This window comes from Desulfurobacterium crinifex (assembly GCF_054656775.1).
Genome location: NZ_BAAHXO010000004.1, coordinates 1,467,084 through 1,480,027, shown reverse-complemented (window position 1 = coordinate 1,480,027; position 12,944 = coordinate 1,467,084). Strand labels below are relative to the sequence as shown.

Below are 12,944 nucleotides of genomic sequence, written 5' to 3'. Positions count from 1 at the left end.
TTACTCCTCCTCATCGTCTTGAATTTCAGTTATCCATTTGTTTTCTTCTTCGAGCTTTTTCAGTTCGTAATCTTTCCACTTTTCATCTTCCAGTCTTTCTATTCCTTTCTCCTCCCAATAGATGAGAGCCATTGTCACTTCTTGCGGAAGGTAGTGTTTGTAGGGAACGAATCCCTCTTCTGTTTCAACGTAAACTTCTACGAAGTATTCTCCGTTTGTAACGGGAGTGAGAACAAGGTGGTATTTCTTCCCGTTCCTCTCTGCTTCTCCAAGCTTTGTAAACTTCTGTTCAGGATTGTCGTTACAAACTTTTACAGCCTCTTCAAGTGTTTCGAAACCCTTCATCTTTCCACCTCCTGTAATTTTTCTGATTCCACTTGTTGGATTTAAACATTCCTTTAAAGAGTTAAGTTTAAGTTCAAGAAGCCTCATAGCATTAATTCTGAGGAACTTCATCTCAACTCCTTCTGATTCTTTTTAGCAGGTCTGATTGATAGAAATTCAGACTCAGTGACGGTGATATACTTTTCTGCTTTCTCTCCTAAGTCTGCTCGAAGGAGCTTTACATCAACCCTTTCTCTACGGGTTTTCTGGATTCGGAGAACAAACTTTGTTCCACTCCCTGTAATAACTGAAGTTTCTTCAACGTTCTGGGTTACAAGCTCTCCGTAGATGATTCCTCTGATTTGTTGTTTTCTGTCGTTTAGCTCTTGAATTTGAGCTTCAAGTTGTTCATACTCATTAATTAGGTCAGTCAGGTTTATTTGTTGTTGTTCTACTCTGCCGATCCCTTCAGGGGTCGGTGTTTTTTCTAAAAGTTTCCTGACTCCTTCATCACAATAAGCCACCTCTTCCCTCCTTTTAGGGGTTCTCTCTGTTCCGTAGCTAATTTCCTTCACTTCCATCTCATACCTCCACAGTGATTTTTGTTTGCCACTTCTTTCTTCTTTTAGGTGGTTCTTCTATCCTTGCCTCCGCTCCAAAAAGAACCTTGACCATGCAGACAGGGAAATCGTCCGGCAGGATGTAGAGAACTTCAGAGTTGTTAGGCACTTTCTTTGCCACCAGGTAGGTTCTCTCTTTTCCGTTCTCGTAGAGAGTTATCTTTTCACCTATTGCAGGGTCGCTGTGAAGTGGAACTAATACTTTCATGCCAGCACCTCCTTGAGGAAACTTTCCCTAAACCACTTTGCTTTCTTTTTCCTTGCAGGAGTGAAAATTGGATTGCAATCTTGCGTCCATTCGTTTTTAAGATACCAGGCTATTCTTGTGATAATTCCTGGTTGATGTCTTCTCAAAAGAGTCCACATAGCTTTTGCAACAAGGCGGGTTTCTTCTCGTCTTTCCGGGTGCAGATGATAGATGAAAAAGTCCAACCATGCTTCATGGTCACCTTGCACCCAGAAAGTTGCGTAAGGTTCATCTACTTTTTTCATATAGGAAAACGAAGGATGTTGAATCTGGTAGGCAACAAAAATGGGAATCTTAAGCTTGAATGTGGCAATGCTACTTTTCAAATAACCTATTTCCTCTTCTTCTACGCTAAAATCATTGGGGAAATAGTTATCAAGTAAATCGGTAATATCTATCTCTCCCCATCTTGCAATTTTCACAAACTTAAAAGGAGTTTCGTCTCCTTTTTCTATAAGCAAGTTCCAGAATTTTTCAGGATCTTCCACATCTTCACCGTAACTAATAGAAGCAACGGTAGTGACCGCTTCAATTCTTGCTTCGTGGCATTTGTTAGCATGGGAAAAATCCCATAGTTCCACTTTACAAAGCTCCACTTTACAAAGCTCACAATCGTGGTAAGGGGAAAGTTCCCCAATCTTACGGATATACTTGAGTTTTTTACTCACCATGCCTCCTTTTCATATCCTTACAGGTGCTTTCACTATGTCAATTATTATCCTGTCATCGTCAGGGTCGTCGTTTAGTTTCTCCCAGATGATTTGGTTTTCCCTGAAACAATCATCGTAGTAGCAACCGTCGTGGAGACAGATGTCTGCAAGTCCAACTTTGCCTTCCTTTTTTGAATAGGTCTGCACTTTCAATCTCACGTAGAGTTCTCCTTTCTCTATCGGTTCTTCACACAGAAAGCAGATGTAGTCCTTACGTGCTATTGGCACGGTTACCCCCTAATCAAGGTTTTAGCCTGTAAACTTTCCTTAATCTCCATGTGGCTCTTTTGCCCATTACCCTTGTGTAGAACTTGAAATCAACCGTCCCATCTGTGTTTTCATCTATTTCTTTCTTCACTCCAGCTTTACCGAGCCAGCGAATGAACTCTTTGATGCTCGGTCTCTTCTCACTTCCGAGAATCACTCCTCCTTCGTGGGGAAGAAGCTCGATTTCAACTAATTTGGCTGGATTTGGACATTGTTCTGGATTCGCCAGAGTCGCCTTGAACATGGTTACCTCCTGAAAAGAGTTCAAGCTTCTATCCCGTTCTCCTCCAGTATTTCCTGCATTGCCCAGAGTTCTCATCCCACCACCCTCCATTTGGTTATTTCCAGAAATCTCCTTAGCTCTATGCCTTTTGCTTTAAAGTGAAGGAAGAAGCCTTCTCTGAAAAACGTTTCGACATCTACCTGATAGAGTCTTCCCTGGTAAACAACCTCAAGGGTTCCCAATCCATAGTCAGGTTCAGAGTGGAGAAACTTGCACAGGTGCCAGGGGAAACCAAAAGCCACAGATTTCTGGAACAGTCCATGAAAACCTTTTTCTTGTTTGCGAAGAGTTTTTGTGTAAAAATCGTAGTGGGCTATCTTGCGTTGTTTTCTCTTCTGCTCTCTTTCTTTTTTCTTTGTTTTTGGGTTTTGGATAGTATCAAGCTCTAAAAAGACTGTTCCTCCAGCGGTTATGAAGTAGGTTACTCCATCTGGATCTGTGAATCTAACCGGTCTGATTACAACGGTTTCTCTTACCTTCCCGCCTTTCATCTTTCACCTCTTACCATTTGAGTTCTTCCTCAGGGGCATACATAACAAGGCTCTGATAGAGTGTTACAAGCCTGCCGTTTCTTCTGGTTTTGCCTACTTTTCTGACGTGTCCTCTTTTTTCAAGGACTCTTATGTAGTTTCTGACAGTTGTTTCCCAGTTGATTTGAGCTTTTGACAGGTCGTAGGTTTCTTGGATTACATCTACAATTGCAAAGGTTCTCATACGTTTCAAAACGTCTGCTATCTCTTCTCTGGCTTTCATTGAACCCTCCTATACCTCGCCTTCGGACGCTTTGAAGTTTGTTTAAGAAGACCTTCTTTGTAGAGTTTCCTGATGAAGTTTGCAGTTGTCTTTGGGTTAATTCCAACTGCCTTAGCAACTTCTATTGGGGAGAAGTCTCCTTCAAGGCTCTCTATGTAGGAAAGGATTTTGAAGCGTGCAGTTTCCTTACCGGTTGCCTTTGGAATTTTTTTCTGAGTATCGGTGTTGTAGTCTGTTAAGCAGTAAGTATTGTGGTCAGCAGTTACTGGTTTCCAGCCTGTTAGCTTTTTCACTTCGTAAAGTTTTTCTCTCGTTGAACTTCTGATTCCAACAACTCTAAGGTAACCAGCGCGGGCAAGAAACCTTAAGTAATAGCCACAAACATACCTTGAAACCCCGGTTATTCTGGCAACATCGTTAACAGTAAAGACATCATTTACTTTCCTCAGAAACCGCCAGATCCTTTCAGCTGCTTCTCCTTTTTTTAAGGCTACTCTTGCCATTTCTAAGCCCCCTCAAAAGCCTTTCTGTTTTTGACAAAAACTCTTTTGACATCTACGTCGCTAAGGATTTCTTTGTTGTTTGCCACTGCATATCTTTCAAGAGCTTCCAGGGTAATGATTACCTGTCTTGTATTTCCACCTGTTTCGGTTTTCAAAACCTTGAAAGCATCCTGCGAGAGAGATGTCTTTTCGAGACAGGAACTGGCTATCTTTTTGATATCTGAAAGCGAGAGAGGTTCAAGGTGGCGAATAACTCTTACTCTGCTGTGGAAAGCTCCAAACTTCCTGACCAGAGGAAGGAATTCAGGAGAACCCACGAGGAGTATTGGAACCTTAGCTTCGTCGTGAAGGTCCCGCAGGATTTCAACCATTCTTTTCTTTTCAACTAAGCGGTTGGACTCGTCAAGGAGAATGAGGGGTTTTTCTTCTTCCTGCCTCAAGAGAGAGACTATTTCGCTGAATATCCTGTAAAGGTTGCCTTTTGGAGTGCCTCCAAGCTCTAAGAGAAGCTCTTCAAAGAAATCTCTTGTTGACATTGAAGCCTTGATGGACATGTAAACGACATTCTTGTTCTGGGTGTAATACCAGAGGCAGGTTTCTGTTTTTCCAATTCCGTATGGAGCTGATATAATTCCTATGGAAGGGTTACGGAGGCGGGATGCCTCCTTCAATGCATCAATTACCCCAAGGAACGTTGTAACGTTGCTTATGGATGCTACAAATTTGTCTTTACGCATAGCGAACCTCCTTTTGCTTGTTTGTATGGGTTGGTTCTTCAAACGGTGGTTCGTCAAGTGCGATTTTGATGGCTGTTGTGAGGGCAAGCTCAATAAGGCTTTCCTTGCCCTCCTCTTTTGCAAGTTCTCTGAGAGCTACATTGAGCCAGAAATTGCAGGCTTTTTTCCTTAGGTCAACTGTCTTTTGCTCCTGCATGGCTTTACCTCCTCTATGCAAGTTTGATCTGGCTTTCAAGTTCCTCAAATGCCGGAAAGACTTCCATTTTGACGAATTCCTCGTATTTCTCTTCTTTTGAGAAGTTTTTGAGCCATTCGTAGTCTTTCTGGCTTATCGGCTCTCCAGACTGAATTCGGTCTATCAGGACTCTTGCTCTTTCGAAGGGATCAAGGTAGTCTGCTGTTTCTCTTGCTAAAGTTTCGGCTTCTTCCACTTGCTTAATGATTTCCTTAGCTTTTACAACTTCCCTGTTTTCAAACTCTTCCTGCTGGCGTTTGTCAAAGGCAATTAGGTTTGGTTCTTTTTCAAATGAAGTAATTAGAACTTCATAAGGATCTGCACTGAATTTTTTAGTGAACTCTTTAATTTCCTTCTTTTGTCTATTGAGTTCTTTTCTGACACGTTTTTGTGTTTTGGCTATTACCTCTGCTCTTATTTTTTCTCCAAGAGCAGTGTGGTTAAAAGCTCTTGCAATGAAGTTTCCTTTCTCGTCAAAGACGAAGAGAACCCTGTAATCCGATAGATCCTGACGGACATAGACGGTGCAGTCGCCATTTTGCTGGTGGTAAAGGGCAAGCTCTTGAGAGTAGTAGTAAGTATTATGGATTCTGATTCCCTTGTTCGTAAGCTTACGCTTAACTGCTCTTGCAAGAAGTATGTCAAGGACTCTCTCGTCCTCAATTTTTGCAGGTTTCTTAGGAGAGTTGAGAATTAACTGTTCTACGATTCCAAATGAGTGCTTTTCTTTGCGGTAACGTTTCTCTATAAATTCGTTTAGCTTTTTGCTTAATTCCTCCGGAGATAGGTAAATTTCAAGGGCAAAGTCTTCGTCTCTGAGGAGTTTCTTAGCCCACTTTTTCCTGGCTTCTATCCTTCTCCTTTCTGCTACGTTGTGTCCAATGTAGCCGGGAAGGACTTCAAAAACTTGGGTTGCTATCGTTCCAAAAACTCGCTCTACAAAAGCCTTGTATTGAGGTTGGTATGGCGGGCAGTAAATAAGCTCTATGTTGAATCTTTCACAGACCTGCTGGAAGTGTTCAGATTTATAGACAGAGCCGTTGTCTGTAACTATTTTCTCTGGAACTCCAACCTCTAAAAGCCACTTTCTCAGAAGGTTATCAACTACAACGTAGGAGTTTTCTCTCTCTGCAAGGGCAAATCGAACGTCTCTACTGTAAACGTCTATGAGAAAGGTTAGCTGGAGTCTTTTCTGTTTTTCTACTACCGTGCCGTCGGACTGTTTTTCACTCCACTTACACATCACGTCGGCTTTTGTGGAGTCAAGCATTAGAACCTGACCGTAGTATTCGGCACGGTAGGCTTCTTTCTGGTCGCCATAGGCAGGCATATATCTTTGACGCCATTCGTCAGGAGAGAGGATATATTTGATAATGGCATCGTTCTTTTTCCTGAACTCCTTATACCACTTCATAAATGCCTGATAACTTGGTGGATGGTCTTTTAGCTTTCCTTCTTTGTAGTAAAACCTGAGAGTTTCGTAAATCCTTTTTCCTCTTTCTATTCCTTTATAGAGACAGCTCCAGACAACAGCCTGCATTTCTGGAGTAATGGCTCTTTTTCTTCCCTTGTTTTTGTGTTTAGGGAGAAGGGCGTAAAGACCTCCTTCTTCAAAGAGAGCTATCCAGCGGTAGAGGGTTTTAACGGTGAGTTTGTGAATGCCAGCCTCTAAGGCTTCTATGACGTTAATTTTTCCGTTGTTGTATGCCTTTACAAATCTTTCTTTTGCTTCTGTTTCCCTTAGCTCTTTGTTTCTTTTCCTGAAAGTTTTGTAAGCCTTTACGAGCTTGTATCTTGCTCTTGCCTCGTTTTTGTGTTCTTCTTCCGCTACTTCAAAAAGTCTCATCCACTCTTTGAGCTGTTCTGTATCTACAACCGAATGAGCAGGAATGAACTCTTCCGGAACTCCAATAAAGTGTTCAAGGATTTTTGACTGAATTTCTTCGGGGAGATTCTCTACAAGAAACTCTTTCTGGTAACCGCCACGGGTGGGGACTTCTCTGTATGTCCAGTTCTCCTTTTCTGCCCTTCTTCTTACATGTTCTTTTGATAACTGGAGGATCTGAGCAAGTTTGGGAAGTGGAATCCACTCTGGAACGTTGACGCTTTCGGTTACATTGGGAGTAAAAGTTACATTGGAGGTTACATTGGCTTGATTACTCGTGTTAGTTACATTGGAAGTTACATTGGATTTTTGAGTTACATTGGTAATATCTTGATTTTGAAAGGTTACATTTGAGTTGACACTTTTGTTGACGCTTTCTGGAGTAGTTACATTTAAAAGTGTCAACTGTGAAGGGTTGACGCTTTCGGCTGAAAATTGGGTTGAAAGTGTCAACTTTTCTGGCTGATTTTCGGCAGTTTCATGTTTACCATCTTTTAAGGATAGATTTTGATTTTCAATTGCTATTTCTGATTTTTTATTTTTGGCTGGATTTTGATTTTGACCGCAGGTTACATTGTTATTGGTTACATTGGTTACATTGAGGTTACATTGGATTTTTTCTTTTATGTCTGACGGTAATTCCTTAATTATGAACTTCTTTAGTGGCTTTCCGCCTCTTGGGTTTGGTTCTTCTTCATATTTCCAATTTTCGGCTTTTGCTCTTTTAATAATCGCCGGTCTTGAAATGCCGAGCAGTTTAGCGATTTCACCTGCGGTCAATTTCATTGGAGAACCTCCACAGTGTTAACCTTTCCACCTTTAGGGGAAAAGAGTGCTATTTCTTTTCTGGAACTCGTAAAAGGAGCTCGTAGTCTGTAAACGGAATTTCGAGTTTCACTTCTACCTGCCACTCCTTCTTCACAAGTTGCAGGAGATAGGTAAAGAAGAAGTAGAGGAATCCTGTGGAAAACAGAAGAAAGAGAAGTGTTCCAAGAATGGGTTGCAGTAAAAAGAAAATCAGATACCGTGCTACTTTTGAGATAAAAGTTTTGAACTTCATTTTTGCCTCCGTTAACTTCGCAACAGATAGTGTTTTCTTGGTAATCTTCACCTTTGCGATATGTCTGCTCTTGTGGGTTTCTTTTCTTGTTGCCCTTGTTGTTCTTTTCTAAACTTGCAGACCTACTTATCATCTTTGCTACCCTCTATTCTCTTTGTCTTCTCTTCAAGTAACCTGCGAATCTGGTTAACTTCAAAAAGAAGTGAAAGCCCGATGAGAATCAGGTTTACAGCTATGATTTTCAGAAGCCTTACCGGTTCACTTGCTTTGCTGGTTTCTATCAGGAAGACAAGGAATCCCAGAAAAAGAGCTGGAACAAGAGGGAACATCCTTTTCACCGTTGCCTCCTGAAAGAGAGTCCCCCGCAAAGGGGACAACCTATAAACTTGTCGATGCAACCAAACCTAAAGGGGGCAGAGAGAATTGCCACTGGCAACTTGGAACACTTATTCATTGTTTTGCCTCTTGTTTTCTCTGGATTCAGAGCCTATTTTGATTAATGGGAGGATCGTGGTTATTGGGATGGAGATTGACCTTCTGAACTCTTCTGTGAGTCCTTTCGGGTCAATCTCTGTCCCACCCTTAAACAGGGCTTTTGCAAGTGTCCTCTCGAAAGCTTTAAGAACGTGCTCTCTGTAGCTGTCAAGAGTTTTTTCAATGAGAGTAACGAGCTCCTGTTTTTCAGGTTCTTCAATCTCGACGTAACCGCAATCGATAAAAATCCTGATACCGCCTGCTGTTTTAGTTGTCTTGATACCGCCAAAGTGAGGACAGTCAAAGCAGATGCTTCCTGTGATTGTTTTCTCTTCTCTTGGACAGTAAACCGTTACTTGAATCGGAATCGGGAGAGTGTCTTTTACTTTCATGGCATTCCTCCTTTCTGGGTTTAGTCTGGGTAAGGTGGGTCAAAAACTTCCTCTCCGAATTCTTCTATGAGAGCTTCCTTTATTTCAGAAGCCTTGCCATCTTTTGCTGGAGTGCGGAGTGTTACTACCTTTTGAGCGAGTCTATACGGAAATCCCCTTTTATCGCACCAATCTTTCAGGGAGAGATAACCCTTCTGGAGAAGTTTTGTTTTCAGGTTTATGCTGTATGTGAAATACGGTTTACCCATCGCTTCCTCTGATATGATTTCTATGTTCTCATCGTGCTACCAATAGAAATGATAAGTCAATTTTGAGCGGTTGTCAAGCATTAATGAGCGATAACTTGGAAAAGGAGGTAAAAAATGATTGGTAAGCGGTTAAAGAAAGTCAGGAAAACTCTTGGTATTACTCAGCGAAACTTTGCAAAAGAAATAGGTATTTCCGAAGCTACCCTGAGAAGATATGAAAACGAACAATTTCTACCTGACGCAGAGGTTCTTCAAAGATTAGCCAAGAAGTTCGGTATTAATATTCACTGGTTAATCACTGGCGAAGGCTCAATGTTTGTGAACCCAGACCTTAAAGAAATCCCTCCAGAAAAAGCTGGAATAGACAAAGAACTGGCGGTTATGATTTCAATGCTTACTCCAGAGCAACAGGAAGGATTAAAACAACTTTTTAGGGGTTACCAGAAGATGCTTACTTCCAGGCTCTCCGCCTCTTCTTCGGAGAGACAGCGGGAAACTGCTAACCTCTCTAATTCTCACGATGAGAATGTGGTAGAATAATCATTAGAAATTGTCTAATGCAGGGATATATTTTTTTGTCAATTTTCGTTAGCACGATGCTAAATTTAATACGACTAATTTGTTTGCAAACAGAGGAAGGAAAAGTGGCAAAGATTATTCCACTTTATAAAAGTTTTGAGTTTCAAGAGAAACTTAACCGTTGTTTACAGGGAGACGGAGACGAGTGTTTGGACTCCCTCATAGAAGAAATCGAGAGCTATTTGCAAAGGAAACCTGATGATGAAGATGCAGTTCTGTATTTATCTCTTGCTTTAAAGGCGAGAGGGTATAAGAAAAGAGCTCTCGAAGTTGTAGAAAATTTTGTTAATTCTTATTTATCTCCTAAGCTGCTCTTTTATCTAATTAACCTCTATATAGACACGTTAGATTTTAAAAAAGCGATGGAAGTAATCAATACTCTCAAGAGGTTACCGTTGACTCAAAAAGGTAAAGAAAAAGTAGCAGCTTACGAGGCTTTACTTTACTTCAATATGAAAAATCCAGAAAAAATAGCCAATTTATTTAAGGAATTTGGCAGGCAGTTCTCAAAAGTTCTTTTTTCTATCTTATCTTCTGAAAGTGCAGGCTGTATCCTGAGGTTTTATAAGGGATACCAAGAGGGTAAGGAATGGTTATCTACCAAAGAATGGCTTAGGAAAGCCTTTGATGTTTTAAAAAAGCATTATCCAGAACACAGTGTTTTCCTTATAATCGAGAGTGATGAAGAATATCCTGATTGGAAGACCCCCGTGTTCTATATTGTTGGGGAGTTACCCAATCTTTCAACTGACGAGTTTGTTGACTGGAAGCTAAGTAAAGAAGAAGAGGCAGAAAAACTTATCCAACCTTTTGTAAAAGAATTAACCATAGTGAGGTTTTGAGATTCTCCCCAATGGTAGAGATGATAGAACCTAAACACTTCAAACAGATTTCTTATCTAATAGAAAGGTGGTCTATACCGTCTTACCTTGATAATGCTAAGCAAAAAACAGCAATCGGTAGGCTATACTACTATGTGTTCCTTGAAATACGTGAAATTATAAAAGCGAAACTTTCTCCTTCCCAACTCGAGGAACTTGAGTCTGGTAACTTGAGAGGAAGGATTCACATAATTCTCATAAATCTCTTATACAAAGTTGGTCTGACAGAAGAAGGTAGAAACCTCTGGAAGCTCAGAGATATACGGAATTTTGCAGATTACAACTTACAAATGGGTGGAGTAGAAGTATCCCTTTCAGAGGCTAAAAAGCTAACCAAAAATTTAGAAGACTCCTTTCAAAAAATCAGGAATTTACCTGAATCTCAAGTTCAGCAGGCTTTCAACTCAGTAGTTTAACTTCCCTTTCTCTTCCCACTCCCACCTGCCATTCCTTTAGCTCCGTATAGGCGGGAGAATTAACCTTCACGTAGAAAACTCCCTGAATACCCATTAAACGGTAGATAATCTGGTCTGGATTTATAGCCTGTCCTAACTTTTTCCTGGTCTCTGCTATGTAGCTGTCTATGGCTTCTCTGCATCTATCCAGAATTTGTGTGGCAAGAGTGCCAAATCCTTCGGCAATCTTTATTTCCACGTCAACTATAAACTCTACAGGCTTGGCTGGTTTTACTACAACGTAATCGGTTAAGGGTCTTACGTCTTCTGCTGAAAGTATCTCTTCCACTTTTGAAAGTATCTCTGAAGGAACAGGAAGTTGATCTGTTAGAACGTAAACTTCCACAACTCCAGGAGAAGGAGATAAAACTGATACGTCTATCACGCTGGCAGAGGCAGTTTTAGCCCAGTAGATATATCCTTTTCTCGTTCCAGCAGTATTGAAACGGTAAGATGCAAGGCGAATTCTGTCTCTTAAATGCTCGTCATCCTCGGTTTCTTTCCCTCCAGCAGTAATGGTAATGTTTTCAACTGTCTTTACGTAAGGAACAGGTTGAAGAAGATTTTTAAGTTCTCCAGCTAAGAATCCGTTGCCTGCAGTTCCAGGAGTCTCACATATAAATAGGGCATCAAAGGTTGGCGTATTTTCTGGAATGATAAGAGGTTCCCGCGGTTTAAAGATGAGCTGATTGGGAGAAACTATCTTCACGTCTTCTGTATCCAGGAGAATTTGAGGATGGGGAGTTTCCAGATAGAATCTTACAGTGGTAATGGCTGGTTCTGGAGGAAGTCTTTTCACTCCAAGCCACTCTCCAAGCAGGTCAAGAGCTTCTCCTTGTGCATAGCGAAGGAAGTTCTGCTTTCGGTAGTAGTTCATCTGTCCTTCAAGTTGAGAGCGGTCGTAGGCTATGAGGGAAATGAGAAAGTCTTCAACGTCTGACGGAGAAGGGTATCTTCCAGTCATACGGGCGTAGTTCTCTCTCAGCTTCCTGACAAGCTCTTCAGGTGGGGTTACTGTAAACATGCCTTTCTCCTCTTTCTCCTAAAACTAAGGAAGAGTTGCTTTGTATTCTTCGAGAGTTAGCACAGTATCAGGTTCTTTCCACGCAGGATTTTGCTCTAAGGACCTTAGAAGAGGAGGAGGGTCTTTCAGCTTGAAATCCTTACCGTAAATCTTCCCGTTTCCGTCAAAGTCTTCCTGCTGGATAAATTCCTGACTCAATATAACCGCATAGCCAAGAGGAGCTGATTTTCCTCTGTTGTCTATGTTTATGATGTGGTCAGATGTAAAAGCTCCGCATCTATTATTTGCAGAATCCCACAGCATGCAAGCCGATTGGATACATTCCTTTTCCTGAAAAGAAGCTTGCATTGTTGACTGGTCAAACACCCAGTTGCTCATAAAAGGACAAACTGCCATGTTATCCCCCGGAATTACTATCTCCTGAACCAGTTACCACTATTCCAGCTCCACAGGGAACTATGTGAATATCTCCTACTCTATGAGTTGGAATGCCGTTTGTAAGAACTGTAGAACTTCCAGAAACAGCAAAGCTGACTGGACAGTGAGGACAGGTAGAAGCTCCAATGTCGCCCTGTCTCATCTGCTCCCTGCCGTTTACGTAAGTATCAGGGCTACCCGCTATGTGAATACTTATCCAGCTATGGGGACAGCAGGGAGCACCTACACTGCAAATGCCTGCAGATATATCTCCTACCCGTGTGTTGCTGCTCATTTCTTTCCTCTATGGGTTGATATTCACAAACTTTCCTTTTATGGTTACGTTATTTGAGGCTTTAACAGTCGCATCCTGTCCAGCTTCTACTGTTGCGTTCTGGTCTGTCTTTACGGTTACGTTGCCAGTTGCGTGAATGTAAACAGTTCCTTCTACATGAACATAAAGACGGTGTTTTTTACGGTCGTATTCAATTATCGTTCCGTCTTTAAATCGTCTGTGGTATTTGTCTCTGTCCGCTACAGGAGGAGGATCTTCAAGGGTGTAGTAGCTTCCTACTACAAAGCCTCTTTCAAAGTTTGGAGGAGTGAAGAGGCACACTACAAGTTCGTCAACGTCCGGCATCCAGTATTCTTTATCAAGTTCCGTTTTTGTGGTTAGAACCGGAAGCCAGTAGGTTACGAGTTTATCCTTCTCTCCAAGCTCTACTCTGACCTTAGCAGTCTTTTCATCAATTGCTACAACTTTTCCAATGGCTATCACCCTATTGAGTTGTGCTTCAAGCCATTCAAGTCTGTCCTTTACCTCTCTCAGCTCCTCAAACATTAATTCCCT

At 41.5% G+C, this 12,944-nt stretch carries 23 protein-coding genes; 3 read left to right on the top strand and 20 right to left on the bottom strand.

What is annotated here, in order from left to right; genetic code table 11:
* The 16 genes from ACYQ3A_RS09655 to ACYQ3A_RS09580 all read right to left on the bottom strand — a co-directional run bounded on the left by ACYQ3A_RS09655 (position 1) and on the right by ACYQ3A_RS09580 (position 8,738).
* Complete coding sequence (locus tag ACYQ3A_RS09655) at positions 1–456, bottom strand: hypothetical protein (protein ID WP_459894946.1); 456 nt, start codon at positions 454–456, stop codon at positions 1–3.
* Positions 453–905: a hypothetical protein gene (locus ACYQ3A_RS09650; RefSeq protein WP_459894949.1), complete on the bottom strand. Its 453-nt coding sequence runs from the start codon at positions 903–905 to the stop codon at positions 453–455. The genes ACYQ3A_RS09655 and ACYQ3A_RS09650 overlap by 4 nt, the downstream gene beginning before the upstream one ends.
* Before the next feature lies 1 nt (position 906).
* Complete coding sequence (locus ACYQ3A_RS09645) at positions 907–1,152, bottom strand: hypothetical protein (RefSeq protein WP_459894952.1); 246 nt, start codon at positions 1,150–1,152, stop codon at positions 907–909.
* Positions 1,149–1,859, bottom strand: a complete 711-nt coding sequence (locus ACYQ3A_RS09640) for a hypothetical protein (protein WP_459894954.1) — start codon at positions 1,857–1,859, stop codon at positions 1,149–1,151. The genes ACYQ3A_RS09645 and ACYQ3A_RS09640 overlap by 4 nt, the downstream gene beginning before the upstream one ends.
* A gap of 12 nt (positions 1,860–1,871) precedes the next feature.
* Entirely contained in the window at positions 1,872–2,129 is a 258-nt protein-coding gene (locus ACYQ3A_RS09635; RefSeq protein ID WP_459894956.1) for a hypothetical protein, read from the bottom strand.
* A 13-nt stretch (positions 2,130–2,142) separates the two neighbouring features.
* The gene (locus tag ACYQ3A_RS09630) at positions 2,143–2,487 is read right to left on the bottom strand and encodes a hypothetical protein (protein WP_459894959.1); all 345 of its coding nucleotides are present in this window, start codon (positions 2,485–2,487) and stop codon (positions 2,143–2,145) included.
* Entirely contained in the window at positions 2,484–2,942 is a 459-nt protein-coding gene (locus tag ACYQ3A_RS09625; protein ID WP_459894962.1) for a hypothetical protein, read from the bottom strand. The genes ACYQ3A_RS09630 and ACYQ3A_RS09625 overlap by 4 nt, the downstream gene beginning before the upstream one ends.
* Before the next feature lie 10 nt (positions 2,943–2,952).
* On the bottom strand, positions 2,953–3,204 hold the full coding sequence (locus ACYQ3A_RS09620) for a hypothetical protein (RefSeq protein WP_163328792.1): 252 nt from the start codon (positions 3,202–3,204) through the stop codon (positions 2,953–2,955).
* Entirely contained in the window at positions 3,201–3,707 is a 507-nt protein-coding gene (locus ACYQ3A_RS09615) for a winged helix-turn-helix domain-containing protein (protein ID WP_459894965.1), read from the bottom strand. The genes ACYQ3A_RS09620 and ACYQ3A_RS09615 overlap by 4 nt, the downstream gene beginning before the upstream one ends.
* Positions 3,708–3,709: 2 nt before the next feature.
* Positions 3,710–4,444, bottom strand: a complete 735-nt coding sequence (locus tag ACYQ3A_RS09610; RefSeq protein WP_459894967.1) for an AAA family ATPase — start codon at positions 4,442–4,444, stop codon at positions 3,710–3,712.
* Positions 4,437–4,640 carry a hypothetical protein gene (locus ACYQ3A_RS09605; protein WP_459894969.1) on the bottom strand — a complete coding sequence of 68 codons (204 nt, stop codon included), beginning with the start codon at positions 4,638–4,640 and terminating at the stop codon, positions 4,437–4,439. The genes ACYQ3A_RS09610 and ACYQ3A_RS09605 overlap by 8 nt, the downstream gene beginning before the upstream one ends.
* A gap of 13 nt (positions 4,641–4,653) precedes the next feature.
* On the bottom strand, positions 4,654–7,350 hold the full coding sequence (locus ACYQ3A_RS09600) for a transposase (RefSeq protein ID WP_459894972.1): 2,697 nt from the start codon (positions 7,348–7,350) through the stop codon (positions 4,654–4,656).
* Between the two features lie 49 nt (positions 7,351–7,399).
* On the bottom strand, positions 7,400–7,624 hold the full coding sequence (locus tag ACYQ3A_RS09595) for a hypothetical protein (protein WP_459894975.1): 225 nt from the start codon (positions 7,622–7,624) through the stop codon (positions 7,400–7,402).
* Between the two features lie 122 nt (positions 7,625–7,746).
* Positions 7,747–7,962, bottom strand: a complete 216-nt coding sequence (locus ACYQ3A_RS09590) for a hypothetical protein (protein ID WP_459894978.1) — start codon at positions 7,960–7,962, stop codon at positions 7,747–7,749.
* Between the two features lie 108 nt (positions 7,963–8,070).
* Entirely contained in the window at positions 8,071–8,490 is a 420-nt protein-coding gene (locus ACYQ3A_RS09585) for a hypothetical protein (protein ID WP_459894980.1), read from the bottom strand.
* Between the two features lie 20 nt (positions 8,491–8,510).
* A complete protein-coding gene (locus tag ACYQ3A_RS09580; RefSeq protein ID WP_459894982.1) occupies positions 8,511–8,738 on the bottom strand; it encodes a helix-turn-helix domain-containing protein in 228 nt (75 codons plus the stop codon).
* 114 nt (positions 8,739–8,852) lie between these two features.
* Here ACYQ3A_RS09580 and ACYQ3A_RS09575 point away from each other — a divergent pair, with 114 nt between their 5' ends.
* The 3 genes from ACYQ3A_RS09575 (at position 8,853) to ACYQ3A_RS09565 (ending at position 10,614) form a co-directional block, all read left to right on the top strand.
* Complete coding sequence (locus ACYQ3A_RS09575; RefSeq protein ID WP_459894983.1) at positions 8,853–9,278, top strand: helix-turn-helix domain-containing protein; 426 nt, start codon at positions 8,853–8,855, stop codon at positions 9,276–9,278.
* 104 nt (positions 9,279–9,382) lie between these two features.
* Positions 9,383–10,159 carry a tetratricopeptide repeat protein gene (locus tag ACYQ3A_RS09570; protein WP_459894985.1) on the top strand — a complete coding sequence of 259 codons (777 nt, stop codon included), beginning with the start codon at positions 9,383–9,385 and terminating at the stop codon, positions 10,157–10,159.
* A gap of 11 nt (positions 10,160–10,170) precedes the next feature.
* Complete coding sequence (locus ACYQ3A_RS09565; RefSeq protein WP_459894987.1) at positions 10,171–10,614, top strand: hypothetical protein; 444 nt, start codon at positions 10,171–10,173, stop codon at positions 10,612–10,614.
* Here the strand turns inward: ACYQ3A_RS09565 and ACYQ3A_RS09560 are convergent.
* Genes ACYQ3A_RS09560 through ACYQ3A_RS09545 form a run of 4 tightly spaced genes read right to left on the bottom strand, consistent with a single transcriptional unit; the run spans position 10,598 to position 12,935 of the window.
* Positions 10,598–11,677 carry a baseplate assembly protein gene (locus ACYQ3A_RS09560; RefSeq protein ID WP_459894989.1) on the bottom strand — a complete coding sequence of 360 codons (1,080 nt, stop codon included), beginning with the start codon at positions 11,675–11,677 and terminating at the stop codon, positions 10,598–10,600. The genes ACYQ3A_RS09565 and ACYQ3A_RS09560 overlap by 17 nt on opposite strands.
* A 24-nt stretch (positions 11,678–11,701) precedes the next feature.
* Complete coding sequence (locus ACYQ3A_RS09555; protein WP_459894991.1) at positions 11,702–12,073, bottom strand: hypothetical protein; 372 nt, start codon at positions 12,071–12,073, stop codon at positions 11,702–11,704.
* Between the two features lies 1 nt (position 12,074).
* Positions 12,075–12,389 carry a hypothetical protein gene (locus ACYQ3A_RS09550; protein ID WP_459894993.1) on the bottom strand — a complete coding sequence of 105 codons (315 nt, stop codon included), beginning with the start codon at positions 12,387–12,389 and terminating at the stop codon, positions 12,075–12,077.
* A 9-nt stretch (positions 12,390–12,398) separates the two neighbouring features.
* Positions 12,399–12,935 (bottom strand): phage baseplate assembly protein V, encoded by a 537-nt coding sequence (locus ACYQ3A_RS09545; RefSeq protein ID WP_459894996.1) that lies wholly within the window; start codon positions 12,933–12,935, stop codon positions 12,399–12,401.
* Positions 12,936–12,944: the final 9 nt, after the last annotated feature.

Coding starts and splice junctions, on each gene's coding strand:
- ACYQ3A_RS09560 (WP_459894989.1), bottom strand. CDS start 11,677: ATGTTTACAGTAACCCCACCTGAAGAGCTTGTCAGGAAGCTGAGAGAG.
- ACYQ3A_RS09575 (WP_459894983.1), top strand. CDS start 8,853: ATGATTGGTAAGCGGTTAAAGAAAGTCAGGAAAACTCTTGGTATTACT.
- ACYQ3A_RS09620 (WP_163328792.1), bottom strand. CDS start 3,204: ATGAAAGCCAGAGAAGAGATAGCAGACGTTTTGAAACGTATGAGAACC.
- ACYQ3A_RS09645 (WP_459894952.1), bottom strand. CDS start 1,152: ATGAAAGTATTAGTTCCACTTCACAGCGACCCTGCAATAGGTGAAAAG.
- ACYQ3A_RS09595 (WP_459894975.1), bottom strand. CDS start 7,624: ATGAAGTTCAAAACTTTTATCTCAAAAGTAGCACGGTATCTGATTTTC.
- ACYQ3A_RS09555 (WP_459894991.1), bottom strand. CDS start 12,073: ATGGCAGTTTGTCCTTTTATGAGCAACTGGGTGTTTGACCAGTCAACA.
- ACYQ3A_RS09625 (WP_459894962.1), bottom strand. CDS start 2,942: ATGAAAGGCGGGAAGGTAAGAGAAACCGTTGTAATCAGACCGGTTAGA.
- ACYQ3A_RS09545 (WP_459894996.1), bottom strand. CDS start 12,935: ATGTTTGAGGAGCTGAGAGAGGTAAAGGACAGACTTGAATGGCTTGAA.
- ACYQ3A_RS09585 (WP_459894980.1), bottom strand. CDS start 8,490: ATGAAAGTAAAAGACACTCTCCCGATTCCGATTCAAGTAACGGTTTAC.
- ACYQ3A_RS09580 (WP_459894982.1), bottom strand. CDS start 8,738: ATGGGTAAACCGTATTTCACATACAGCATAAACCTGAAAACAAAACTT.
- ACYQ3A_RS09610 (WP_459894967.1), bottom strand. CDS start 4,444: ATGCGTAAAGACAAATTTGTAGCATCCATAAGCAACGTTACAACGTTC.
- ACYQ3A_RS09655 (WP_459894946.1), bottom strand. CDS start 456: ATGAAGTTCCTCAGAATTAATGCTATGAGGCTTCTTGAACTTAAACTT.
- ACYQ3A_RS09605 (WP_459894969.1), bottom strand. CDS start 4,640: ATGCAGGAGCAAAAGACAGTTGACCTAAGGAAAAAAGCCTGCAATTTC.
- ACYQ3A_RS09550 (WP_459894993.1), bottom strand. CDS start 12,389: ATGAGCAGCAACACACGGGTAGGAGATATATCTGCAGGCATTTGCAGT.
- ACYQ3A_RS09600 (WP_459894972.1), bottom strand. CDS start 7,350: ATGAAATTGACCGCAGGTGAAATCGCTAAACTGCTCGGCATTTCAAGA.
- ACYQ3A_RS09565 (WP_459894987.1), top strand. CDS start 10,171: ATGGTAGAGATGATAGAACCTAAACACTTCAAACAGATTTCTTATCTA.
- ACYQ3A_RS09615 (WP_459894965.1), bottom strand. CDS start 3,707: ATGGCAAGAGTAGCCTTAAAAAAAGGAGAAGCAGCTGAAAGGATCTGG.
- ACYQ3A_RS09630 (WP_459894959.1), bottom strand. CDS start 2,487: ATGAGAACTCTGGGCAATGCAGGAAATACTGGAGGAGAACGGGATAGA.
- ACYQ3A_RS09650 (WP_459894949.1), bottom strand. CDS start 905: ATGGAAGTGAAGGAAATTAGCTACGGAACAGAGAGAACCCCTAAAAGG.